This is a genomic window from Hydrogenophaga sp. (assembly GCF_011390835.1).
GTDB lineage: Bacteria > Pseudomonadota > Gammaproteobacteria > Burkholderiales > Burkholderiaceae_C > Hydrogenophaga.
The window spans coordinates 45,941-71,531 of record NZ_JAABRQ010000012.1 but is presented as its reverse complement, the minus strand read 5'-3'; the positions used below and the strand labels follow the sequence as shown (position 1 = coordinate 71,531).

The 25,591-nt window shown below is 70.0% G+C and carries 7 protein-coding genes; 2 read left to right on the top strand and 5 right to left on the bottom strand.

Going from position 1 to position 25,591, the window contains the following annotated elements:
- Positions 1-4: 4 nt before the first annotated feature.
- Positions 5-4,204, bottom strand: coding sequence for a YhdP family protein (locus tag GPT34_RS09040; protein WP_291011294.1), 4,200 nt, complete (start codon positions 4,202-4,204; stop codon positions 5-7).
- Between the two features lie 14 nt (positions 4,205-4,218).
- Here GPT34_RS09040 and glnE point away from each other — a divergent pair, with 14 nt between their 5' ends.
- Together glnE and GPT34_RS09030 are read left to right on the top strand one after the other, a co-directional pair.
- The gene (gene glnE, locus GPT34_RS09035; RefSeq protein ID WP_291011292.1) at positions 4,219-7,146 is read left to right on the top strand and encodes a bifunctional [glutamate--ammonia ligase]-adenylyl-L-tyrosine phosphorylase/[glutamate--ammonia-ligase] adenylyltransferase; all 2,928 of its coding nucleotides are present in this window, start codon (positions 4,219-4,221) and stop codon (positions 7,144-7,146) included.
- Positions 7,143-7,769, top strand: a complete 627-nt coding sequence (locus GPT34_RS09030; RefSeq protein ID WP_291011290.1) for a rhomboid family intramembrane serine protease — start codon at positions 7,143-7,145, stop codon at positions 7,767-7,769. Before glnE ends, GPT34_RS09030 begins: the two co-directional genes overlap by 4 nt.
- A 34-nt stretch (positions 7,770-7,803) precedes the next feature.
- Here GPT34_RS09030 and GPT34_RS09025 read toward each other — a convergent pair whose 3' ends face one another.
- Genes GPT34_RS09025 through GPT34_RS09010 form a run of 4 tightly spaced genes read right to left on the bottom strand, consistent with a single transcriptional unit; the run spans position 7,804 to position 25,588 of the window.
- Positions 7,804-11,679, bottom strand: coding sequence for a hypothetical protein (locus GPT34_RS09025; RefSeq protein WP_291011288.1), 3,876 nt, complete (start codon positions 11,677-11,679; stop codon positions 7,804-7,806).
- Between the two features lie 7 nt (positions 11,680-11,686).
- Entirely contained in the window at positions 11,687-12,736 is a 1,050-nt protein-coding gene (locus GPT34_RS09020; protein ID WP_291011286.1) for a hypothetical protein, read from the bottom strand.
- Between the two features lie 19 nt (positions 12,737-12,755).
- Positions 12,756-14,750 carry a hypothetical protein gene (locus tag GPT34_RS09015; RefSeq protein WP_291011284.1) on the bottom strand — a complete coding sequence of 665 codons (1,995 nt, stop codon included), beginning with the start codon at positions 14,748-14,750 and terminating at the stop codon, positions 12,756-12,758.
- An 8-nt stretch (positions 14,751-14,758) separates the two neighbouring features.
- Complete coding sequence (locus GPT34_RS09010; protein WP_291011282.1) at positions 14,759-25,588, bottom strand: DUF6603 domain-containing protein; 10,830 nt, start codon at positions 25,586-25,588, stop codon at positions 14,759-14,761.
- Positions 25,589-25,591: the final 3 nt, after the last annotated feature.

Here is a 25,591-nt window from a genome sequence, read left to right as displayed (position 1 = left end):
GCGTCTATTGTGCCGCGGGGGTTGCGTTGCCGGCAGCTGGCGGCGTGGCTCCGGCTGCGGCGCGCTCGATTTTCTCGACCTGCGGGTCAGCCCAGCTGCCACTGATCTGAAACTGCTGCGTGGCGGCGCTCTGCAGGGGCTGGCGCAGCAGGAACTGCGCGAGGAAGGTGCCCAGGCCAATCGCGGGATTGATCGCGGTGGCGATCAGCGATGCGGTGCCGGCATTGATCTCGGGCACCACCACCACTTTGAGGTCCTGCGTTTCGCGTGCGATGTTGGCGCTGCCCTCCATCAACACCGCCGCGTTCACGCCCTTCATCTGCACGTTGTTGGTGAAGATCACGCCCTGGTCAATGCGTGCATCCCCGCGGACAAAGTCAAAGGCAAAACCTTCGGAAAACACATCGCGAAAATCCAGCGCCAGCCGCCGCGGCAAGGCCTGCAGACTGAGCACACCAAGCAACTTGGCCGCTCCAGGCTCGACCTTCAGAAACTGGCCCCGCTCAAAATCGGCCTTGAGCTGGCCCGACAGGCTGGCGTAATCCACCGCCAGAGGGGATCCCAGCCAAGCCAGCTGACCAACGATGCGGCCCTTGCCGCCGCGCACCACGCCGGCGCGACCAAAGCGGTTGAGCAGCTGACCCGAGTCGGCGACCTCCAGCTCGAAATCCATCGCGGCGCGGCGCGGCGCGCCGGGGCTACCGGCCTTGGGGTCGGCAGCCCAGTTGCCCGTGGCGCTCAAGCGCGCTTCGGGCAAGGTCAGCGCCAGCCGGTTGAGGCGCCATTCGCTGGCTCGGCCCACACCGCCGCGGTTGACCGCCTGCACCTCGACGCGCCCCAGGCTCCGCTCACCCAACGTCAGGTCGTCCACCGCGATGTCCAGCGCCGGCACACTGCGCGGCTGCTGCAGCAGCTGCTCCACCTCGGTCGCAACCGACGGCGTGATCTGCAGCCGCGCCAGGCGGGCGAACACACTGCCGGCGTTGCCAGGTCCGGGCTGGCGGTATTCGCCATAGCCGCTGAGTTCAAAGGCATCGACGTTGGCCCGCCACAGCGTGCCCTCGCGCGATCCACCAAGCACCACGCCATTGAATGAACGCCCGTCCACGGTCAGCTGTTCGGCGCGCACCGCGAGCGTGGTGGGTAGGTAGCCCAGCTGGGGGCCGGTCATCGCCGGGCCAGGCGCCGAGTCGGCACGCACCCCCGCGCCGGTGGCCGCCTGGAACGCGCGCTGCCAGTCGTCCACATCGATCTGCTTGAAGCGGATGTTAGCCAGCACGCCCGCGGCGGGCAGCGGCGCCGACTCGGCTGCGTCCAGCCCTACCGCCACGCTGCCGCGCAATACGCGCGGCTCTGCGCCGGTGATGTCGCGCTCGTACTGCAGATCCACCAGCGGCAGGTTGGTCGGGCCCATCTGCACTCGCAACCGATCGCTGCGCGCCACGTCGTCCACTTCGCTCAGCACCGCGTTGTCGTAACGAAGCGGCAGCAGGGACTCGGCGTTTTTGCCCAGCGGCGCTGGCAGGTCGATTGCCATGCCCTGCAGGTTGCTGGTGACCAGCAACTCGGGCACACCCCCTCGGAACCCCAGCTGCGCGGTGTAGGGAGCGTTACCGCTCGCCTTCTCGAACAGGCGCGAGACAAAGCCCAGACCGGCCTGGCTCAGGCCTTCGGCGCTGGCGGTGCCCTGGCCCTGGAAGCGGATGCGCGGCCCAGTCCCCCCTGGCGCAGGGCGCATGCCGCCGTCAAAACGCACCGGCCCACCGTACAACTGGGCCTGCGCACCGCTGACCTGAAACCCCTGCTCGCTGAACTGCAGGCTGCCGCTGGCGCGGCCGAGCAGCGGCGCCTCGGGGCTGATCTGCACGTCGTTGCCCGCGAGCGCCACCGTGCCGCTGACCCTGGTCGAGGTGATGGCGTACATCGGCAGCGTGAGCTGCAACTGCACGCCTGCGTTGCCGCCTATGCGGGCACGGGCCAGCGCCTGACCCGTCATGAAGTTCACGGGACTGTTGCGCACAAAGCCCAGCACCTCGTTGGCCGGTCCCTGAGCGCGGGCGCTCACCACCAGGGTGGTGGTCTGGGCTAGGTCGTCGATGTCGATCTGCGCCTGGCTCAGCCGCACATTGGGCGCACCCTCCAGCCCGGACTCGGCGCTCGTCAAGGTCATCGCTGTGCGGTCGAGTACCAGTTCACCGCGCAAGCCTTTCAGCGCAGGCCACGGCGTGTCCCCGTCCACCTGCAAATAGGGCGGCACATAAACGAAATCCAAGTCTTGCAGCTGGGCAGCAATGCGGAACGTGCCCTGGGTCCCAGGCAAGTTGAAGGGCATGTCCCACAGGTCGCCTTGCACGCGGAAATCGACCTGACTCGCCTGACCCGCGCGCACCGCTTCGCGCACATAGCGCTGCGCCAGCGGGCCCACGGTCAGGGGCAGGTAGCGGTGCACCCGCGTGGCGTTGGCGCGGGTCAGCTTGGCGTTGAGGTCCAGCACGCCGGGAAAGCGGGAACGCGACGGACTCATGGCCGGGTCGCTGGTCTGCCAGCGCACTTGCGCCGTGCCTTCGGCGTCGGCATTGGCCATCCGCACGTTGTCGAGCTGGACCTCGATGCGCTCGCCCAGCAGGCGCCAGCTTGCGTCGGCCTGCAGCCGGTCCAGTGCCACCACACTGTCCTGGAACACACCTGGGAGATCAATCGAACCCTGGGCCATCGACAAGGTGGCGCGCCCACCTTCCTGATTGAGGTCGAAATCCACGGTGGCACCGGACAGACCGGGTCTCCCAGGCAGGGGTACCTCCGCGTCGTTGACACCGCGCGTGCGCGGCAGGCTGGCCAACGCCAGCCCGTCAACGCGGCCCTTAACCTGGTAGCGGCCACGTTGCCAGTCAATCAGCGCGCCATCAGCCGGCGCCACACCCGGATCCCCCTGCCAGGTGAGGTTCAGACCACTGGCGCGGCCGGCTGGGCGCAGGCTGGCGAGCGTGGCGTGGGTGGCCGAGGTCAGTGGCAAGCGGGTGGCGATTGCCGACAGCGCCGCCAGATCGAGTTCGTCGGCGGTGAATGCCAGCGCGGGTGCGCGCCCGGGTGCCGCGCGGGTGTGCTTCAGGTAAAGGCGCCCGCCGGGCCAGGTCTCGCCTTCCCGGGTGCGAAAGCGCAGTGCCTCGGTGCTCAGGCCCAGGCCCTCGTCGTCCCACTGACCTGCCAGACGGCCGCTGATTTCGTCGAGCAGCAAAGGCGGCAGCGTGGGGCCGAGCTGCACGTCGACTGCGGTCAGGGCCAGATCGGTGGTGATGCCGGTGATACGACCGCGCGCCACGTCAGCCCACGCACGCACGCCCCCTCGACCGCTGCGCAATGCAACACCCCAGTCCGACAGATCGACATGAGCCCGCAGACGGGTCACATCCACCCGCGGGAGGTTGGCGTACAGCTGGCCGTCCCAGCGCTGCCAAGGCTGGCCAGGAGCAGCAGACGGGACGGAGAAGCGCAACAGAGGCTCCCGCAGCTGGGCCAGCGCGCTGAAGCGCTCGCCCCATTCGGGTGGCGGCGTGGCATCGACGCGGATCTGGTGGCTGCGGGCTCCGTTGCGCACCACCAGATCGAGCGCCTGCAGCACCAGCGCGGGCTGCTGGCGCAGCTCGTCGGTCCAGCGAACCTCGCCCCCCTGGATGACAAACTCCGGCTGATTGAAAAACCAGTCCGCCGCGCTGCCGTCGCCGCTCTCCGAACCCGAGAAATCCAGCCCGGCCACCTCGATGCGACCTAGCGCCGTGCGCCGCACGTCCAGCACCGGGCGCTCGATCACCAGCTGTTCGAAGCTCAGGCGCCACAAGGATCCGACCGACACCGCGGTGCGCACCATCGGCAGCTGCAGCGCCACGCGGCCTTGCGCGTCGTACAGGCGCACATCACGCAACTCGAATGCCGGTATGAACGAGGGCAGCGGGCCGGCACCCGAGGCGCGTGGCATCGCCACGATCTCGCCGACTTTCACCGGTACCCCCACCGCATTCGTGGCCCAGCGTTCGAGGTCCGGGCGCCATTCGCCGATCCGCGGCACAATCCACAGCTGAAGAACGCCCCAGGTGAGCGCAAACAGACTCCAGGCCGCCAGCACCAGCCACAACAGGAGCCGCGTCACCACCGACAGTGTCTTGAGACCTCGCGAGGAGGAGGCAATGGTCGCGGGCTTTGGGTTCATATCCACCGCAAATTATGACGGCCAGCCACGCTACAGGTTCCGCAGCAGCGCACAGCACTTTGCCAACAAACGTGACCCCCCCTCACCGCAGCGACGCGCCACTGGACAACCCGGGCGCTGGTTACTCCCGTTTTGTGCAGCGCGTGCGCCGGCGCTTTGCCGCCGAACTGGGTGTGCTGCCCGCGGGTGCCCCGGTGCGCGCGTCGATGCAAGCAGGCCTGGAGGCCTTGCAGGAGAAGGGGCTGCCCCTACCGGCCGCGCTGCGCGTGCTGCGGCAACTGGTGGTGGAGCGGCTGGCGGTGCTGGACTGCGAGCAGTCAGCGTCGCTGGCCGAGGTCACGCGCGGCGTGACCGAGCTGGCCGAGCTGTCGCTGGATGTGGCCTGCACACTGGCCTTCGCCGAACTCGACACAGCTCACGGAGAACCCCGGTATCTCGACGCTGACGGCCGCGATCAGCGCGCCCAGCTCTGGGTGATCGGCATGGGCAAGCTCGGTGCGCGCGAGCTCAATGTGTCGAGCGACATCGATCTGATCTACGTCTATGACGAGGATGGCGAGACCGCCGGTAACGCGCAAGGCCGCGGCAGCATCAGCAACCATGAGTACTTCGGCAAGGCAGTCAAGCACATTTACAACACGGTGGGCGAGACCACCGAACACGGCAACGTGTTTCGCGTCGACCTAGCGCTGCGCCCCAATGGCAACTCGGGGCCGAGCGCCGTGTCGCTGGGCGCGCTAGAGGAGTATTTCCTGGTGCAGGGTCGCGAGTGGGAGCGCTTCGCCTGGCTCAAGAGCCGAGTCATCTCACCCGCCGCCTGCATCGCCGACCAGAGTGCCAGCGCCTTGCGCGGCGTAGTGCTGCCTTTTGTGTTCCGCCGCTACCTGGACTACAGCGTGTTCGACGCGCTGCGCACCCTGCACCGCCAGATCCGCGAACATGCGGCCAAGCGCGCGGCGGGCAACCCGGGCCGCGCCAACGATGTGAAGCTCTCGCGCGGCGGCATCCGCGAGATCGAGTTCACCGTGCAGCTGCTGCAGGTGGTGCGCGGTGGCCAGTTTCCAGAGCTGCGCACCAGGCCCACCATGGACGCACTCAAGCGCCTAAGCCGCGCCAACCTGATGCCTCAGGCCACCGCCAACGCGCTCGGCGAGGCCTACGACTTCCTGCGCCGCGTGGAACACCGCATTCAGTACCTGGACGACCAGCAAACCCACACCTTGCCCACGCGCGACGACGACCTCGCCTGGCTGGCGGCGACGATGGGCTGCGCCAGCGTGTGCGAGTTCCTTCACACCCTGGACGCGCACCGCGAGACCGTGGCGCACGAGTTCGACACCCTGCTCGGCGGTGCCGACCAGGGCCAGTGCAAAGGCAAGGGCTGCAATGGCGGCTCACGCACAGCGACGGCCGACTTGGCGAGCGTCTTGCCGCAACTGCCTGAGGCCTTCGCAGCTCGGGTGGCGGAGTGGATCGAACAACCCCGCTTTCTCGCGCTTCGCGAAGACGCGCGCGTGCGCCTGGTGCGCCTGATCGAGCGCACCGGAGCCTGGCTGGAAGACGGCCGGGTCACCGAAGTCGCTGCGCTGCGCATGGCCGACTGGATCGAGCCGCTCTTTCGACGCGAGAGTTACCTGGCCTTGCTGCAGGAGCGCCCCGCCGTGCACGAGCGGCTGCTGCGCTTGCTCGGTGCAGCCCGCTGGCCGGCGCGCTACCTGCTCAAGCACCCCGGCGTGATCGACGAGCTGGCCAGCGACCAGATGCTGCAGGAGCGCTTCAGCGCAGCGCAGTTCGAAGCCGAACTGGCCTCGCGCCGCGCCGCGCTGCAGTCCACCGGCGAAGACGACGAGGAGGAGCTGCTCAACATCTTGCGCCGCGCCCACCACGCCGAGGTGTTTCGCACCCTGGCGCGCGATCTGGAGAAAAAACTCACCGTGGAAGAGGTCGCCGACGACCTCACCGCACTGGCAGACGCGGTGTTGCGCGTGGCCACCCAATGGTGCTGGGCGCGCATGAAAAACCGCCACTGCGAGGTGCCACGCATCGCGATCATTGCCTACGGCAAGCTGGGCGGCAAAGAGCTGGGCTATGGCAGCGATCTGGACATCGTCTTCGTGTATGAAGACGATCACGAAAACGCTGGCGAGCTCTACGCCACTTTTGTGCGCAAGCTCATCAATTGGCTCACGGTCAAGACCAGTGAGGGCGACCTGTACGAGATCGACACCGCTCTGCGGCCCAACGGCAATTCGGGGCTGCTCGTCACCAGCTTCGAGGCCTACGAGCGCTACCAGCTGCAGCGCGGCACCAACACCGCCTGGACCTGGGAACACCAGGCCATGACACGCGCTCGATTTGTCATGGGGTGGGAGGAAATTGTCCCCACGCTGCCCACTGCGCGAGGTGCGCGGCCCCCCGAGGAGGCTGCCGCCGACTTGGGGCAGCCCGGCGATGGCAACGCAACCCCCACGCTGCGCGAGCGCTTCGACGCGGTGCGCACCGCGGTCATCACCGCCGAACGCGATGCAAGCGCGCTGGCCACCGAGATCCGTACCATGCGCCAGAAGATCCGCAGCGCCCGCCCGGTGCGCGGCGAGCTATTCGACGTCAAGCACAGCGCGGGCGGCATGGTCGACGTGGAGTTTGCGGTGCAGTACATCGTGCTTGCCTATTCGCGCGCACATGCCGAGCTGCGGCCCAACACGGGCAACATCAAGCTGCTTCGGCTGATCGAGGCTGCTGGCCTAGTGCCGAGTGGCATCGGCGAAGCGGCGGCGCTGGCCTACCGCGAGCTGCGCATGATCCAGCACCGGGCCCGGCTCGATGAAGTGCCGACGCAAATCGACAAGGAGCGGGTGCAGGATGCTGCATCCGCGGTGCGCGCGCTCTGGCTTCACGTGCTAGGTGCTGAGCCCGATAGATCGCCTGCGCCACTGATATGAAGCCGTCCGTGCGCGACTGGCTGCTGCTGTGCGCACTGCATGGCGTGGCCAGCATGCTGCTCTGGTGGGCTGGCGACAACCTGGTCGAGACCCTGACCTTTCGCTCCGACGGCTGGGCAGGCAAGCCCTGGACGCTGTGGACCACCGCCTGGGTGCACATGAACACACCGCACCTGATCGGCAATCAGCTCGCGCTGGGCGCGCTCACCGCCACGGCCTGGATCGTGCACCCGCCACGTGCCTGTGCAATCGCCTGGCTGCTGGCTTGGCCGCTGACCACGCTCACGCTGCTGATCTGGCCACAGATCGGCTATGCGGTGGGCCTGTCGGGGGTGTTGCACGCAGGTGCGCTGGTGCTCGCGGTGCACCTGCTGTTCAAGCGCATTCGTGTGCCCAAGGCACGCCGCTGGGGTGGCTTGCTGCTGCTGGCCGTTATGGCCAAGCTGGCCCTGGAACAAGGCTGGTCGCGACCGGTGGTCTGGGACCCAGGCAACGACATGTCGGTCGTCCTGGCCGCCCACCTGGCCGGTGGTATGTGGGGATTGGTGCTTGGCCTGGTGACAGCTTGGCCGCCAACGGGCTGGCGCTGGACGACCAGCAAACCACCGGGCAGCGCGGCCTGAAGCAAGCGCGAAAGTGGATTTGGTCCAGCGCGAGTCAGCGCTCGTCGGGTGGCGTCACCAGCGCGCCGCTGAGCTTGAGCCAGCCTTCGGTGAGCAAGGCCGGCGTGTCGGGCAGCAACGCGTCCTGGCTGGCCTTGATCACCGGATCTTCCTGCCAAGTCGTCACGTTGACGCGCCGTACCCAGCTCCAGCCCCCAGCGATCTCGGACGGCAGTGGCATGCGGATGGTGTCCGGATCCACCAGCACCGGGCCGACGCGGAAAGTGAAGTTCAGCGCCTCCAGCGCCGGCGCCACGTGCTCGCGCATGAGCTCGATCTTCTTGCGCGGCAGGAAGCCGCAGGTGGCGTGCACCGCACCGCGAGGGTCCAGCACCAGGGTGAGCCGCACGCGCTGCCCGGGCCGGATCCAGACCTGCGGCGTGCGGTCGATGTAGGGGTGGCGCACCGCGCGGCCCGCGGTGTTGGGCGCGCCAGCCAGCGAGCCCAGAAAGCCCTGACCCGGGCCGATCGGCCAGGCCTGAGGCGCCAGCGAGTCGTGGATCGGATAGAAGCGACTGTAGTCGTCGTTGATGAAATAGCCCATCAGGCCGTCGTCGAGCGACAGCACCTCGCCCAGGCGAACCGGAAGCGGCGTGCGCTCCAGTTCGTCGCGCGCGTCGTCGTACAACGCGCCTTGTACGATGGCGGTCACGCCGCCGTCCTGCACCTCCAGCCGCAGTTCAGCGCGCACCAGCGCCAGCGGATGCCCCACCAGCAGGCTCAGGTGTTCGCTACCAGCCCGTCCCACCGGGTCGGTGCTCCAGAGCGTGGCATCGACCATGCGCAACAGGGCAGACAGCGCGCTCTCGCTTGGTGGGTCTTCTGAGGCCAGACGCTCGCGGTCGCGCAGGCCGTGGTCCAGCAGCCCCTGCACAAAGCCGGCGAGCTGGGGCTGCGCCAGCTGTGGCGGTGCGCCCAGCGCATCGGCCACGCCGGGCACGCCCTGCCATTCCAGCGTGCGACCGTCGTCGGCTGGCTGCAGCTGGCCGCTGGCCTGACCCTGGGCGTCAAACACCTCCACCGCTTCATCCAGGTGGTCGGGCACGATCCAGCCGCAGACCGGGGAGCGTTCGCGCGTGGCTTCGCGCACCTCGGCGCCGGGTGCAGCGCTGGCGTCGAGCAGACGGAACATCAGCCGAGCTGGCTCCTGGATGCGCGGCGGCAGGGCGAGAAACGCGGGGCCGGCGCGGCTCACCAGGTCTTCGGCCCGCGTCGGCGCGGCGAGCACCGCGGGCGCCAATTCGTGAAACTGCCCAAACGCGTCGATCACCCGCGCGCGCTGCACGCGCAGGTGGCCCGCCCGCAGCAGCCACAGCGCACGGGCCTCCGGGATCGGCAGCCAGGCGTCGGGCGCCGGTTCACCGGCCAGCCCGGGCACCGGGCGACGCGCCATCAGGGTGTCGTGCAAGCCCGAAAGCGAGGTGCCCAGCACATCGAGCTTGGCGAAATCGCGCATGGCGCGCGCCAGGTCGGCCTCTTCGCTGGGTGTGGCTTCGTCGCGCTCGCCGCTGTCCTCGTCCTCCAGAAAGCGCTTGAGGTGGCGCTCCAGCGTGCGCGCCACCGATGGCGTGAGCAAGCTGCGCCCGCGCAGCACCAGCGCCGGCTCACCGTCGGTGCCCAGTGGCACATCGCCGCGCAGTCCGAAGTCGGTCTGCTGCAGCGCCCAGTCGCGCTCGGCGCCGGGCGACGGGAACCAGGCGACCTCCCAGTCCATCTCGATCGGGGTCCAGGGCCGGCGCCAGAGCTGCAGCGCCAGTGGGTGCGGACGGGTGCCGCGCAGGTTGGAGGTGGCTGCCAGCGCCTGGGCGTCGATCAGCGGATCGGCCGCGGCCACATAGAGCAGTGTCTGCTCCACCTGGTAACGACGCCCTGCGATGGCGGCGGACACCACCCGGTCGTCGCTGCGCGCCGAGCTGCGCACGCGGTGAGCGCGCTGCACGATCAGGTTCTGCGCCACCGGCACGGTGGTCGGATCGAGCAGCAGCGCCTCGAAAAACAGCGCACCGCATTCGGCTGGAATCTGGCCGCTCTGCAGGTCGCGCGTGCTCAGGTCGCGACCAACCACATCGACCAGCGCGGCGTTGCGATCCCCCGTCTCGCTGCTTCGCCATGGATTCACACTGACCTGGTCGACGGTCTGGCCGCTGATGCGGCAACCCAGCACACCGTCGATCACATGGTCTTCTCCGTGCTTGTAGGCCCGCCGCGCCTGGCTGAGCAACAGCACCGGATCGCGCGGCTGGAACCAGCGCGGCATGGCGCGGCGCACGGTTTCGGTGGTGCGAGGGCGCCCGGCAGGCGCCTGGCCCGCAGCACCGCCCGGGCGCTTGCCGGGGTTCTGCATGCGTTCGCGCAGTTCGCTGAGCGAGGCGTCGGCGCGAAAGAAGCTGCGCTGCACTTTGAGCTGACGCGTGTCCGAGCCCTGGGTTTTCAGCAGACCTTTGTCCGTCTGGCCGCGGGTGCCGGGTGTCTCGGAGCCTGCCGACGGCGCAAACAAGTCTCCCTGCTCGATCTGGTCCACCACAAAGCCACCGGGTGAAGACGCAAAGTCTTCGCCATGCAGCAGGCTCTCCAGTCGCGCCAGGCCGCTGGACTGGGACAGGTCGGACAGCGCACCGGTGGCGAACGCGTCGAGCAGGCGCGCCAGCGATGCATCGCCCGACTGCTTGGCCGACAGCGCCGCCAGGGCTTGCGCCGCGGTGTTGCCCACCGCCAGTCCCACCGAGCCCGCTGGCGGCACGCCCGCACCCGGGCTGTCGAAAGCACCGCCGCGCCCGCCCCAGGCGACGTCAAACAACGCACCGTGGCACAGCATCTGGCGCGGCCAGAACCGGCTGAAGAACTGCTTGCGGGCGTACACCGCACGCGACTTAATCTGGCGCTTCTCGGCGTCCTTGGTGAACTGCGATGGCCCTGTGCCCAAGAGTAGCGAGGACGCGTCGCTGCGCTTGTCGCCACCGTCGCGATCAGGGCCAAAGAGCTGGATTTCGCCGGCGCGTGTCTCGTCATTCTGGTCGGCACTTGGCAGAAAGCCAGCGCGAGCGGCAGCCCGTGCGTCCTTGCGCAGCCGCTCGATAGCGCTCGCGTTGACCGACCAGCCCAGACTCTCGATCAAGTCCAGCCAGGCCTGCTCGGTAACCGGTGCGTAAAGCGGATCGTCTTCGAGCTGTGCGTACCAGCCGCAGACCAGGTAACTGAGCGGTCCGCTGGCCACGTCTTTTAGCGGGTCGTGAAACGCCAGCAGGTTGCGCGTGTTGTCGTAGTAGACGGCAAAGGTCGGATCGCCCGGGCCCATCGCGGTCACCGCTGAATCGGCGGTCTCCCGGTTTTCGCTCCAGTCGGCCAGAGGCACGGCCCGCCGCCGCGCCGGATCGAGCGCGCCGCAAACCACCCAGGCCGCTGCCTCGCGCGGTGCGGTCTGCGTGGCGCCCGCGCGCATGCGCACCACCAGCCAGCGGTTGGGCGTGCGGCTGAATTCGGTGCGGCGCTGGTCGCGCTGCTCGGGCTGCTCCACGCTGGACTGCACGGAAGCCGCCAGCGGCACCTCTTCGTCGGCCGATTGGCGCTTGCCGCGGGTGAGCGCGTCGGGCAGGGCCCAGTGCAGGTGCACACCCGCCGGCCGGTCCTTGACGGTGTCGAACGGTGCCGGGCGCGCTGCCTCGGGGTCCAGCGGGTCCACCGCCACCGCGGCCCATTCGCGAGTGGCCGCGTCGGCGACCGACACTGCCAGGGCTTCGACCATGATCGGCACCAACACCCGGGGCCCCTGCCAGGCGCCGCTGTCCCAGTTCAACACCTCGCGGGGCACGATGCCATGGGCCAGTGTGAGGTTGCGCGCCAGTAGTTCGGTCTGAAACAGTCGTGTCGCCATAAGGACCTCAGAGCACTCGGGGGAACAGGGCCAGCACCTCGTCGGGCTCCAGCGGCTTGGCGATCACCGCCACCTTGAGTACCGCGTCGATGTACTGCGAGGTAACCCGTCGCGCGTCGCCGCTGCCTTCAAAGCGCTGCCGGAACGGGAACTGGAACATCTGCAGCGCGAGTTCGCCGGCGGTGAGCGTGCCCGGCTGGGCGTCGGGGTCGCCGCTGGCGGCCAGCGCGCTGCTTAGGGTATCTTGCAAGGCGCGCACATGCAGCACGCGCCGATTGCCGCGCCGCACCGGTACCACCACGGTCTGGGGCGTGGGCCGCAGGTTGGTGGCCGTGGCCCCGAGCAGCTGGCCGGCCAGCGTGCCGCTCAGTTTGCGCAGCTTCAGCCGCAGGCCACTGGGCGCGGCACTGCTGGGCTCGACGATGCCGTTGCCATCGGCGTCGATCAGATCGACACCGAACTGGATGCCTTCACGCGGCTCTTCCATGTCGACCCGGGTCGGCACGCCCTGGAAAATGCACAGCAGCACGTCGGGCGCGAGGCGGTCCATACGCAGCAGGTCCAGCCGCTCGCCTTCCGGTCTCGCGCTGGTGATGCTGCGGTACGCCTTGACCTCCAGGCCTGGCCAGCCCGAGACCGCGCGCGAACGCACCAGCACGCCGCTGAGGTCGGCGGTCTGCGGCGCCGTGAATTTCAGCGCGCCGGGTGTACGCAACTGCAAGCGCAGGTTGCGCTCTTCTTCGTCAACCTGGGCGCGCAACGCCGCGTTGCTGGCCTGGGCATGAGAAAACTCGCGCGTCGTGGTTTTGCCCACGCTGAGCGCGCCATCAACCAGGCGGTCTGTGAAGTTGCGGTCGATGTAAAAAAAGCGCACCGACTCAGGCGGCAGCAGGCGGCTGTCGGGCACCAGGTGGTTGAACGGCACGCCGTAGAGCAGGCGCAGCCTGGTCAGGAAGTTGACCACCGAAGGCGGCGCGGTGTTGCCCGCACCCAGGAGGGTAGAGGGCGGGCTGCGCAGTTCGCTCAGGTATCGGGGTGCGGTGAGCCAGTTGTCCATGGTGTGTCTCCGGCGGTGCTCAACGCGTTCGGCCGCGGTCGAGCAGATTGCTCAGCTGGTTGTCGAAGGTCTGCAGCTGCGGGCCAAAGTGCAGGTTCGGGTTCTCCAGCAACACATCGAGCCGGGTCTCCAGCACCGGTGTTTCCACAAAGCCCACTTCGTCAAGCACGCTGCCGCCCAGGGCCAGGCTGCCCAGCAGCGACTGCGCGGTCTCCAGCGACAAGCCCTTGGCATCGGCCACCTGCGCCGGGTTGAAGCCAGGCAGGCGATCGCGCACCGCGCTCAGGCCGGTGGGGTCACGCAGCAGGCCCAGATCGCCCTGACGCATCAGCGCCGAGAGCCGGTCGGTGCTGAGCTGGCTCAGGAAACGCGGCAGCTGCAACAGGTGACGCGGATCGAGGCGCTCGGCCAGAAACGCGTCCAGCCCGGGGATGCGCACGCGCAGGATGCGGTTGAGCAGGCCCTGGTCGAGGCGCAGACGCCAGCGACGGCGCCACTGCATCAGATCGAGCGCAAAGCGCGGGTCGCCCAGGGCCATCAGGCGGCCGATTTCGAACGCCGCCGCGTAGCCCAGGTTTTCCAGCCCGGTGGCCGGGTCGAGCCGGCGCGCCTGATCGGCGCTGTGGTACGGCCCTGCTGTCTCGCGCCGCACGCCCACGGGCGTGAGCGGCCCGCGGTACCAGGCCAGGGTCTGCTCGCCGTCGCGGGTGAGGTGCGGCAACGGCACATGGCCGGTGTCCAGGGCCGCGCGCCACACCGCCGCCCCGGTGCTGCCCGACGCCTGTGCCAGCGAGGGCGGCATGCCCAGCATAGCCACACCGCCGTTGTTGGGCAGCGCCTGCATGATGGATTCGAAGTCGCCGCCCTCGCGGCATTCGAAGCTCCATTGCGCGAGCAGAAACAGCCGCACCTTGGGCACCAGCAGCTTCACCCCCACCGAGGCTACGCCTTTGGCCACGCCCTTGGACACCGGCACCTCGGTCCAGGATGCGCCCGAGGCGGCGATGCGGTGGCCCGACACGCTGGTGCCAGCGCCCACGGCGTTGGGCTGCGGCTGCGCCGTGACGGCGACCGCTGCCGCGCGAGCCCCCAGCGGCGGCGACGCCTTCGATGCCACGCCCGACCATTTGTAGGCCGAGCCAGTGCTCACCATGTGGTCGAGCAGCACCTGGTTCTGCACCTCCGGCGTGAGGTCGGGCTCGCTGAACAGCACCTGCCCCTGCATGGTCGCGAGTGCCTCGGTGTAGATTTCCAGCGGGGTGCGACGCAGATCGGCGGCGGTGAGCACCGGCGTGCTGGCCTCCGTCGGGAGGAAGTCCTGCGTGCCTTCGAGCGAGACCAGACAGGCTTCGTACTGCTTGCCCGGCTCGGGAAGGCGGTTGCCCACCACCACCGAGAACCAGCCGTCTTCGTCCTGCCCCAGCAACTCCTTGTCATCGGTGTTGACCTGGCGCACATGGGTCAGCAGTGGGATCTCGCTACGCAAAGGCGCGATCTCCTGGAACAGGCCAAGCGGCAGCTCCAGACCCATGCAGGGCTGGCTCTGTGCGGCGGCAGGCACATCGGGCAATTTCAGGCGCGGCGACGTTTTGCCCGTGGCCCCGGCCAACACATCGCGCACGGTGCAGGGCGAGAGAGTGGTCGCCTCCCCCTTTTCCAGCAGCAGCACCGCCAGCCAGGGAGTGGTGTCGCCCGCTGCCAGCGTGCGCTCCCAGGGCAGCGTACGCCGGCGCAGCACGATCATGGGCAGGCGCGACACATAGCTGCCCACGCCGTTGGTGGGCGGAAAGACGGCGTGAATCATCGACGGGTCGAGCGTAAAGCGCGGCGCTTGCAGCTTGAACGGGAACTCACGCGGGCCCGGCAGCGGCTTGGACGCGCCGGCGTCCAGCGCACCGCCTGGCCCTTCTATGGTGTGCGAGACCTCCAGCTTGTAGTCGCCCGCGGTCAGGGCCGGACGGCAGGCAGCGTGGAAGATGACGGAGCCGCGTTCGGGAGTAGGCAAGGTGGCCATGGCGGTGTTCAGCTCTCAATGAATTGCAGGCGCAGGCTGCCGCTGGCCGACAGCGGGCCGTCTTCGACCAGGGCGTCGAGCTCGCCCTCGGCCAGCAGCGGTTCCCAGACCGAGGGTGGCGCGGCAAAGCCCATCACGCCGGCCACGCTCCAGGCGTCGGTGTGTGCGAGCGCCACCACCAGCCACGGCGTCTGGGCCTCGACCTTGAGCACTTCGTAGAGCAACACCGTGCGACCGCCAGCCACGATCAGCGTGGGCTCTTCGGACACGGCGCCGTGGCGCACCGACAGGCCCAGCGAGCTGGCGAGGTCGGAACCGGGCTCGCCAGCGCCTTCGTCGAGCACCACGGCCAGGCTGCGGATGCTGGTCGGCAACAAGGTCTCCAGACTGGACTGCCGGTCCAGCGCGGTGGACGCCAGCACGCAGCCGCGCTGCGACAAGTCGGCTACCGATGCCCCCAGGCGCAGCAAGGCACCACGCGCGAGCAGGCAGTTGTCGGTCAGGGCCACCAGTTCGTTGTGCGCCTGCCAGCCCACCACCGGCACGGCGTCGGTGGCCTCGCCCAGGCTCACCGCCCCCAGCGCCGGCGCGTTGGGCCGCTGGCTGGAACGCCCAAGGCCGGTCACGGCGAGCATCGCCGTGCCCACCGGAATCGCCAGTTTGGTCGAGCCCACGGTTTCGACATCCAGCCGCGGCGCACCGCTGCGGTCGAGCGCGGTGACACGGGCCGCCGCGTCACCGCTGAGCACCAGCACCGGCGGCTCACCGTCGACGTTGCGCGTGGGCAGCTCAAAGCGCAGCGTGCTGCCCGGATCGAGCACCGCGCCGGGCGCCGCGGCATCGCGCCGGACAGCGCTGCCGTCGCGCAAGGCTTTGCCCAGGGTGGCCGCGCCCATCTGGTCGAGCCACTCGCGCTCGCGCCGGGTGGCGGTGGATGCGCGCATCACCGTAGGTGCGGCCATGGCCAGGCCCGTGGCACGCGCCTCATTGGCCGACCCCTGGCGCTTCACCGAGGCGCCAGGGCTGGGCCCCGCCCGCAGGGTGTCCATCTGGCTTGCGCTCAGCCGCAGCGCCTTGCGCTCGGACGAGACCGTGGTGCGCACGCTGCCCGAGCCGGCCTTGGTGGGCTCCACGCGCTGGCGGATCACCGCGCGCAGTTCGGGACGCGCGCGCACCCTGACCGGCGTGGCCTCGGCCAGCGGCGGTATCAACGAGGTCTGCACTGACAGCACCGGCTCGGCTGCCAGGCCTTCGTGCAGCGAGCGCACCAGCGGTGGCGCGTTGCGGCGTGCGCGCCGGAAGCTGCCGCGCGGCATCACGTCGCCCGAGCGATTCGATGGCGTCACGCGCACGCCCTCGGCAGCGAGCGCCTGCAGCGTGGCGTTGCGCCGCTCGGCCCAGGCCGCGCTGTGCAACACCGTGTCCTGCGCCAGCCAGGTGGTCACGCTGCTGTGGCTGGCTCGCACGTCCAGCGCCAGCGCCTGCTGCGCGGCCAGCAGGACGGTGGCGCGCAGGTCGAGCTCGCGGCCAAACGGCAGCGGGTGCGTCGAGCCTTCCTCGAACAGCGTGGCCCAGGGAACGCTGCCGGTGGAATCGAGCGCGTTGCGATCGATCTCGGCCACCAGGCGCAGGCCGGTATAGGCCGGAATCACTTCCTTGCCGGGCGCTTTCTCGGTATCCCACAGCGCGCGCGGCACGTTGCCGCCAATGGCCTCGCGCACCTGGAAGCGGTCGGTCACGTCGACATCGATCTGCAGCACGCGCACGCGGTGCAGGCTATCGACGCCGGTCACGTCCATGGGCTTGACGTCAATCGACCGCGTCTCCGTCGGGCCGGTGGTGACCGTCGATCCGTTGCCCACGCGCACGCCGCTGGCGCCGAGGAAGGTCTCGGTGCGCAGCACGAACTCAGGCAGCAGGTCCCAGGGCCCGGTGGCCGGATCGCCGCTGGCCAGGCCTCGCTCGACCAGCCCGCCGAACAATTTCTCATCCTCGGGCGGCAGCAGCGAGGCGCGGAACTGGTCCCAGGACATCGGCGGTTGCGGAATGATGCGGGCAGCGCCGAAGGGGATGGTGATGCTGATGATCCAGATGTCGATCGTGACGCGACCGCCGATCTCCGGACCCCAGACGATCAGCGAAGCGCCGACTTCTACCTTGACCGTGCCCAGCCAGGTGTCGACCGCCACGCCGATGGAAATCCCGATCTCGACCTCGAAAAAGAAGGGCCGCCACTGGATGTACATGTTGGCCCAGGCGCGGAACCAGGCGCGCACGTCGCCGCTGTCGTACACCGCTTCGAGCAGACCACCGGCCATGACCTCGCGCGGTGTGAGCGCGAAATAGGCCTCGCCCTTGATGAAGATGCTGCTGGAGACGCGCCAGTTGAAGCCCAGGCGCGGCACGCTGGGGTAGTGGGCGGGCGGCGTGTAGCGCGGGTGGTAGCCGCCGATGGTGATGACGAAGTCGCCGGCGTAGGGTCCGTCGAACCAGAGGAAGAAGGCAAAACCTCCGGTGAGCCGGCAGTCGCGCGAGAGCACCCAGGAGTTGTCGGTGAGCCGCGCTTCCACCGACACCACGCCTTCGATGGTGGAGAAGCGCGCCTTGAGCGCCAGCTCCACGCTGACCAGCGGCACCGCTGGCGGCAGCTCGAACTGGCTCTTGCCGAGCAGGCCGATCTCCAGGCCGCGGTTGAGCAGCACGTAGAGCAAGGCCTGCGATTTCACCAGCGCAAACGAGGTGAAGTTCACCCCGGCGGCGAACCAGTAGCTGCCGCGCTCCATCGGCACGGCAGGCCCCATGCGCTGCAGGAACGCCATCGGCGTGGCGGTGACCGCCGACGACTCTCCCATCGCCTCGATCAGCGGGAACTGCGGCAGGCCATCGATGGCGGGCACCACCAGGCCGCGGTTGTAGCCGAAGCCACCCGCCAGTCCGGTGACAAAAAACATGGGTGGCCCGCCCAGCGTGGCGTTAATCACCACGAACACGAAGAGCGAGGGCTCGCCATTGATCACCCCGTACGAGCCCAGCGCCACGAAGCTGTAGCCCCCGACCTCGATCAGCAGAAAGCCGTCGTACTGAAACTGCCCTGGACCCACGTCAACCTGCAGCAGGCCGCCACCGATGCGCACGCCGCCGCCGTCGTAGCTCACGGCCAGGCCGCGCAGGCCCAGCTCCCATTTGCTCAGGTCGTCGATGTGGGCCAGCGGAATGGTGAGCGACAGGTCGTCCACTCCCACCGCGAGGCCGGCCAGCGCCACGCCCCCGTCGAGCAGGATGGCGCCTTTGAGATCTTCGCCACCGATCCAGCGGATGCCGATCTGCTGGATGCTGACCGGCCCGAAGGTGCGCTGGATCGGGAACCACACCTCGTTGCGTCCGGGCGTGTCGCCCAGCTCCAGCCAGAAGTCTTCGACGTAGGCCGCGCGCACCGAGAAGCGCGGGTTGACCGGCGCACTCTCGCCCCCGCTGCCGCTCATGAGCGAGGCAGCTACCGGGTTGCTGTTGGAGGTGCCTAGCGGAATCGCGATGCCATCGAGGTCGCCGTAGGCACCAAACGTCACCACAGGCGCCGAGCCGCTGGCCGGCACCTGCACCCTCAGGTACAGCAGCGATTCCAGCCCGCCGAGCTGGAAGCCGCTGAGATCGAACAGCGGCTCGTCGGCGCGGCCGCTGATGTCGATGCCCACGCCGGCAAGCTCGATAACCGGCTCGATGCCGAAGCGGGTGGCCACGCCGGAGCCAGCGCCGGCGTCGGTGAGCAGCAGCAGCGACAGCCCGGGCACCACGCCGGCCGGGCCACCAGCGGGCGCGATCCAGTCGGTCTCGCCACCCAGGCGGATGATGATTTCCGGATCGTCGCCCAGGCGCAGCTCGGGCAGCGCCACACGAAGGCCGAAGCGGTGCGGCAGGCTTGTGTTGTCGCGCGCCAGGAAGATGCCCGAGCCGGGCACGTCGAAGGCCACGATGGGGAGAGCTGAAAACGCTGTGGCCATCGCATCGAAGACGGCACCGATCAGGCCCTCGACCAGGCGCACCGGGTCGCCCAAGCTGCTGAGCGGCGCCAGGTTGTATGCCGTGCGGCTGCCCGCCGGCGGCTCGACGACCACGAGCAGGCCAGCACTCACAAGAACGGTGCCGGGCACCAGCGACTCCAAGGGCGAGGTGGTGATCGAGGTGTTGAGCCAGCCGGTGACCGGGTCGCTGTCTAGCACTGCTTCCACCGCCACCGGCACCAGCACGCGGCGCGCCAGCTCCAGCAGCGCGTCTTCGATGGAGCCACCGTCGTCGACGCCGAAATCTAGCTCGGGGAGCACGTCGAGCCGGAAGTCGGGCGAACCTTCCACGTTGCCGATCGGGTAGAGCCAGAGCTGCACGCCGCTGGCGCCAACGGCCAGGCCGATTGCGGGCTCGATGGACACGCCGCCGGGCTGGATCACGCCCGGGTCCACAGCGGCGTTGAACATCACGTTCACCACCGGGTCCAGGTTGAGGGTTTCGATGCCACTTGCGAGCAGCCCTACCGACAGCGCGCCGCTGAGGGTGACCGGTCCGAGGTCAATATCGAGCTCGACGGCCGCGCCGATGTTTGCTCCACCGCCCGCGCCGAACTGACCCAGCGACAGCGACACCGGCGAGCCCGGCGGCTCGAAGCGCAGCGCGCCCGCCGGCACGGTGAACGGGCCACGAACCGCCACCGGGATCAGGTTGAGCACCGCGTTCAGCGAGGCCGGGGCGTTGACCACCGAGAACCGATCGCGCAACCACTCGACCGGGTGGTGGGCCACGCGGTCAAGGTGGGCGGTGCTGTCGACCTGCAGCGTGGCCGCCGCAGCACGCAGGTTGGTGATGAACGCCGCCACCGCCGCGTCGCCCGAGTCTGCGAGCGCGCGCAAGGCGCCGTCGATCAGCGTGGGCAACAGGCGCTCGGCGGCGGCACCCACGCTGGCGGCGTCGAAGCCGCCGAACGGCAGCAGCCGGATCGGCGCGCCATCGGGGCCGAGGGACAGAGTAAAAGCGCCGTCGACCGCGCCGGCCTGCACCACCAGTTGACCCCAGGGGCTGCCGGCGGGCAGGGGTGCGCCCAGCGCCAGGCTGCCGCCAGCGCCCAGACTGCCGGCCGGTGACCAGGCGAGCTCCAAAGTGCCCGCCAGGGTGACGCCGCCCTCGAAGGCCATCGGGGCAGTGGTGGCCAGCGACAGGCGAGTCTGCGGCGCACTGGCCATGCGCAGGCGCAGGTTCAGCGGCAGGCTCACATCGCCGGCCGCATCGGTCAGGCCGAAAGTGCCGAACAGCTGGCGCACCAGCGCCACCACGTTCTCGGGAACCAAGACTGGTCCGGTGCCGGCGAGGGAGAACAGATTGCCGCCCGTGCGCAGCCAGCCCAGCGGGTCGGCCAGAACGCGCGCCAGATTGCGCACCCGGGCGCGCTCGGTCGCGCTGACCGGCGTGGCCAGACCCAGGGCCTGGAGCACCGGCGCGATCTGCGGCACGCGGGGCAGCAGCAGGTTGTCGAGCAGACTGGTGGCCAGGGTGGTCAGGGTAAAGCGCGGCAACAGCTGCCCCAGGCGCGCCGGCAGGTCGGCCGGCAGCGGCACCAGCGGTAATTCGGCAAAGGGCGCGCCACGCGCTCCGTCGCTGAAATCCAGCGCCAGGCCCCAGCGCGCGCCGGCCGCGCCCACCGGCAGGTCGAGCGACAGGCGCAAACCGGTCGCCACCGCCGCGGGCTGCAGGCGCAGCGCCACCGCTGCGCTGCCGCTGGCGAGGTTGAGGCCGATGTCGCCGCTGACGGAGAGCGCGCCACCGAGCCGAAACGCCCCTCCGTCCAGCCGCAGCGCCACCTGCCCGAGCGCCTCGACGCGCACCGCCACCCCGCCACCCAGGGCCAGTTCCACCACCGGGCTGCCCAAGTCGCGCACACCCAGCAGGTTGCGCAAACGACCCAGCAGCGCGCCGCGCCGGGTGGCGTCGGCCAGCAGCGGGCGCAGCCGGATCGTGGCCCAGGCCACCGGATCGCGCAGCAGGGCCAACCAGGCGGCGAGCTCTGGCACCGCGCCGCGCGCGTCGCTCGCCAGCAGCCCCACCGCCTGCAGCAACGCGCGCAACGCCTGCCAGGCGGGATCGTCGCTGGCCTGGGAGATGAGCAGACGAGACAGGTCATCGCCCGCCAGGCCGAGCACGGTACGCAGGCGCTGCACCAGCGCATCACGCCGCGGCACGTCGACCAGCGCGGCCGCCAGCACACGCTGCCACCAGGCGGGCGCGTCGGCCAGCATGGCGGCCCAGCCGTCGCCGTGGATGGCGTAGCCACCGCTGTCGTCGTCTGCACCGCCTTGCCGCAGCTGCGTGAGCTCCACACTGGCGAGCAGTCGCGCGAGCGCCAGCACGCCCGGATCGAGCCCCGGCCCGGTGGTCAGCTCGGCGAGCAGCGCATCCAAGGCCGGCACCAGTAGGTCGTCGGGCACCCAGGGGCCCGACGTGGCCAGGCGTCGCAGTGTGGCCAACGGCAATTCCACGCCGTCGACGGACACATCGGTCAGCCGCACCCTCGGCACGATACCCGCCTCTGTGATTTCGCAGCCCAGCTCGGCGCGACGTACCCGAACGCGCGCCGCCGGGTCGCCCACCAGCCAGCCACTTTCGCGCCAGATCTCGGCCTGCAACGCCAGCCTTGGCAATTCGCGCGCAGCATCTCCGGCAGCGATGCGCACGCGGGCGATGTCCAGCCGCGCATGGGTGCGCAGCTTGAGCGCGCCCTCCGCAGCGCGCACGCTGGGCGCCAGCGCCAGACCAACTCCAAGGTGCGACACCGGCGCACGCGCGGCCATCGCGGCGCGCAGCTGGGTGGCCCGTGTGGTGACGGCGCTCGCCAGGGCCGATGCCAGGCTGGCGGTCGGCAAGCGCAACGCCACCGCATGGCCGGACACGCCGGCGGGCAGCGCTTCGTCGCCCACCGGTGCAAACGCCTGCGAGGGCCAAGCCATCGCCAGGCCCTCGGGCGTGCGCTCGCGCAGGAAGCCCCACAAGGCGTCGAGCGCCTCGCCGAGCGCACCGGTCAACGGCAGGCGGGTGCGCAGGCGCTGCAGCGCCGACAGCGCTTCGGCCAGCGGCGCATTGGCCAGCCAAGGCAGCGGCGTGCCCACGTGTGGCGTGCCCACCGTGATGAGGCCGCGCACCAGAGGCGCCAGCCCGGCGCGCTGCACGGCGGCGCGCGCTGCCAAGCCGCTGGCCGAGTGGGCAACTACCGTGACGCGCTGGCCCGGGTGCAGCTGGGCGATGCGCTGCAGCAGGCGCACCACCTGCTCGGCCTGGCTGCTGCTGCCGGCCGGCGCGTCCAGCGGCACGGCCCGCGCAGCGGGCGCCACACCCGGTGCCCCGTTCCACGCCGAAAGCTCGGCGGCGATCAGGCGCGCGCCTGGGTCCAGCGAGGCCAGGCTGACCGCCAAGGGCGCCACCCCGGCCACGCGAAAGCTGAAGGCGCTGCGGGCGCCGCCCAGGTCGGTCTGCACCGTCGACCAGGCCTCGGCGCCGGCAAAGGGCGCGCACAGCAGCAGCACCGGACCGGTGTTCGCAGCATCCCAAACCAGCAGCTGGCGCCGGACTTCGGCCACCACCGCGGCCTGATCCAGCGCGTGCACATGATCGGCCGCGAGCGGCTGGGCAGGTCGGCTCCAGCCGCTGGCCACCGGCGGCAGCTGGCTGGCCGAGAGCACCAGCCCGTCGCTGGTGCGCAGGAACTCCTCCAGCGCGCGCAGCCCGTTGCCCAGCCTCGCGGGCAGCACACCGCTGAGCGCATCGGCCATGCCCGCGTCCAGCTGCGCCAGCACATCAAGCACCGGCGCAAGCTGCTCGGCCGGCCGGCTGCCGAGCAGGCCCAGGTCGCGCAGTGCGGGCACCAGCGTGGCGATGGCCAGGTCTACCGCGTCGCCCACAGGCGGACCGTCTGGATCCAGCCAGACCAGCGCCTGCACACTGCGCACACCCTTGGCACGCAAGCCCAGGGCGTAAGGGGCTTCGTAACTGCCCTGGCCGGACAAGGTGAAGGGCAGGTCTTCCAGGCTGGGCAAGGCCAATGGCGCGTCGTCGGTGGCCGTCGGACTGGCCAAGGCTTCGCCAAAGGCGGCTGTCTCAATCGCGTCGGGATGCGGAAAGCCGCCGAGATCACCCAAGGCCTCTTCGAAGGTCAGCAGCTCACCCAAGCGGCTGCGCGCGGGCGCCAGCCCTTGCAGTGCCAACCCCAGCCAGCGCAGCAAGGGCAGCGCATGACGCGGGTTGGACAAGATGGCTGCCACATGGCCGCGCAGCACCGGCAGCGGATCGGCGAAGAAGGCACCCCAGTCGGCCGGTTGCAGACGCGGAAAGTCGGCGGGTAGGGCGATGCCGTCCGCCTCACCGCGCCACGCCGGCAACCGGATGCCGGGATCGCCGGGCAACAAACCGAGCAAGGCCGAGAGCCCAAAGCCCATCGGCCCCCCATGCTCCAGCATCAAGTGGCCGAGCAGGTACTGCACCAACTCGGCCACACCATCGCGCGACACGGCGCCGCGCGCGCTATCCAGCGCACCGCCCAGGTCGGGCGCGTCGAGCGTCCAGCCCGCGATGCCATCGCGGTCAAGCACCAGATCGGGCAGGGCGATGGCGCGGCTGGCGGCGTTCCACTGCGCGCCCGGCGCGGTGAGCGCCACGCGCCAGCCCACGCCCTCGGTTGGACGCCATTCGATCGCCGCGCTGAGCGCTTCGGCGCTCAGGCGCAGATCAGCCAGTGGCAGAGTTTGCAGATCGCCATGCAGGCGCAGTTCGGCGCGCAGACCAGACAGCCACGTGGCGCGCGGCGCGCCAGTGTTGGCCGGCGCGGGCAGGTCCAGGTGCAGCAGCTCGGCCAGGGCGGCGAAGGAGAACTGCACCGCATCCACCGTCAGCGCGCGCGGCTCGAACGCTGCCGCGAGCCGCAGCTGTGGACGGCCGCCTACGAGGGCGCTGTCGGCCCGCAGCACCACCGCGCCCGCGTCGGTGGCCGCCAGCGACAGGCGCCACGGGTCGGACGCCGAGCCGCTGCCTCGCAACGGCAGGCTCGGCCCGCCGGCGCTGCGCAGCAGTTCACCCAGTTCACTCAGCAGGTGGCGCCAGCCTGGCACGCCGTCAACATCGGCCAGCAGGCAGCGAGCGTGGTAGCGACCGATGGCGCCCAGCGGGTCGCCGAGAAACGCGCTGATCTGCGCCGCATCGGTGAGCAGCGGCACCGGCCAGGCGCCAGGCGCCGCTCGCGAGCTGGGCGGCACCAGCCCCATCAGGGCCGCCACGCGGCGCCCGGCGTGGGTGCCGCCGTCCAGCAGGCCCAAGCCTTGTTCGATCAGTTGCTGGATGGCATTGCCCGCCACCGCGCCCAGGCCATCGATCACCGCGTCGGCCGAGGACAGGTCGAGCACCGGCCAGCTGCCGCGCGCACAGCTCACCTCGCGCAACTGCAACAGCGGCACCGGCTTGCCTGCGGCGTCCAGCCCCAGACCGGCCTCGATCGAGCCCACGCTGAGCTGCGCCAGCGCGGCCAGCGGATCGCCCGCGCCGAAGGTGTGCGAGACCAGCGGGCCGGTCTGGGCATGCAGCTTGAGGGCGATGGCCAAGGAAGGCAGCGCGCGCACCTGACCCGATCCGCCGACCGGGATGGCCACCACCTCGGCCGCACCGCCCACCGTCAAGCGCAGCGGGCCCGCCAGCGGGATCGGCGTAGCGCCCACGCGCAGACCGAGGAACAGCAGCCGGGTGCCGCTGGCCGGGCTGTCCACCGCAGCGGTGGCGGCGGTGTCCACGCCACCCACCGAGAGCCCCACATGCCAGGGGTCGGCGCGCGTGCCGTTGCCGTTCACCGCAATGTCCACGCCGGCCGGGATGGACGTGCCCAGGCCTTCGCTGAGCAGACCCTGCCAGTGGCCGAGCCAGCGCCGCATGGCGTTCGGCGTATTGACCAAGGCCAGGAACCAGTCGTCGAATACCGCCTCCCCGCGGGCGGGCAGCTCTTCCCAGCGCAAGCGCGGACTCCCGGCGGGCGCCGAAATACCCAGCAGGGGCAGCAGGTGGTCCAGCACCGCCTGCACCTTGCGCGACGCGGTATCGTCCGTGCCGGCCGCAGCGCTCAGTTGTGCGGTGAACAAGGCCACCGCGGTCTCGATCCAAGCCGACCCGGGCAGGTTGATCAGGTCGGCGAGCGATCGGTCACGCGGCGTGGTTTCGCCGGGCAGCTGAAGCCCCAGCAGCACCAGTGCCACGCTGGGCGGCTCGCTGATGCCGCTGATGCTGACGCTGCCGCGCACGCCACTAAACGCAAGGCCCGCGGTACCAAAGCCATCACGCAAGCTGACATCGGCCGCCAGCCGCAAAGGCGCATCGCGCGTGGCCACCTCGACCCGCGTGCCGCCGGCGGTGGTGGTGCCGTCGGTGGAGAGCAGCGGCACGTGAGCCCACATCGACGACGCCAGCTCGTCGGCGGTGACGCGCCATCGCCAGCCCAGGCCAAAGTGCAGACGCCCGAGCTTGCTGCACAGTACGAGGTAAAGCCCGGTGTCGCCATCAGGGCCCTGGATCGGAATCCACTGATCGACGTCGCCTGCGGCCGGCAGGCCCACGACCTCGCCACTGGTGCGGCCCATGAGCTCGCCCAGCAGCTCGATGATGGATTCCTGGCGGTCGGCAATCGCACGGCCGAGTTCGGTGATGGGGTCCTTGAAGAAGTCCTCGTTGACCTCGATCGCACCGTCAGCCCCGGGTCTGAACAGGCCCGCCACCTCGCCGATCCGCCGGACAAGCGGGTCTAGTGCGTCGGTAGGGAAGCTGGCGGCCATGGG

Coding starts and splice junctions, on each gene's coding strand:
- glnE (WP_291011292.1), top strand. CDS start 4,219: ATGACGGCCAGCCACGCTACAGGTTCCGCAGCAGCGCACAGCACTTTG.
- GPT34_RS09015 (WP_291011284.1), bottom strand. CDS start 14,750: ATGGCCACCTTGCCTACTCCCGAACGCGGCTCCGTCATCTTCCACGCT.
- GPT34_RS09030 (WP_291011290.1), top strand. CDS start 7,143: ATGAAGCCGTCCGTGCGCGACTGGCTGCTGCTGTGCGCACTGCATGGC.
- GPT34_RS09020 (WP_291011286.1), bottom strand. CDS start 12,736: ATGGACAACTGGCTCACCGCACCCCGATACCTGAGCGAACTGCGCAGC.
- GPT34_RS09040 (WP_291011294.1), bottom strand. CDS start 4,204: ATGAACCCAAAGCCCGCGACCATTGCCTCCTCCTCGCGAGGTCTCAAG.
- GPT34_RS09025 (WP_291011288.1), bottom strand. CDS start 11,679: ATGGCGACACGACTGTTTCAGACCGAACTACTGGCGCGCAACCTCACA.
- GPT34_RS09010 (WP_291011282.1), bottom strand. CDS start 25,588: ATGGCCGCCAGCTTCCCTACCGACGCACTAGACCCGCTTGTCCGGCGG.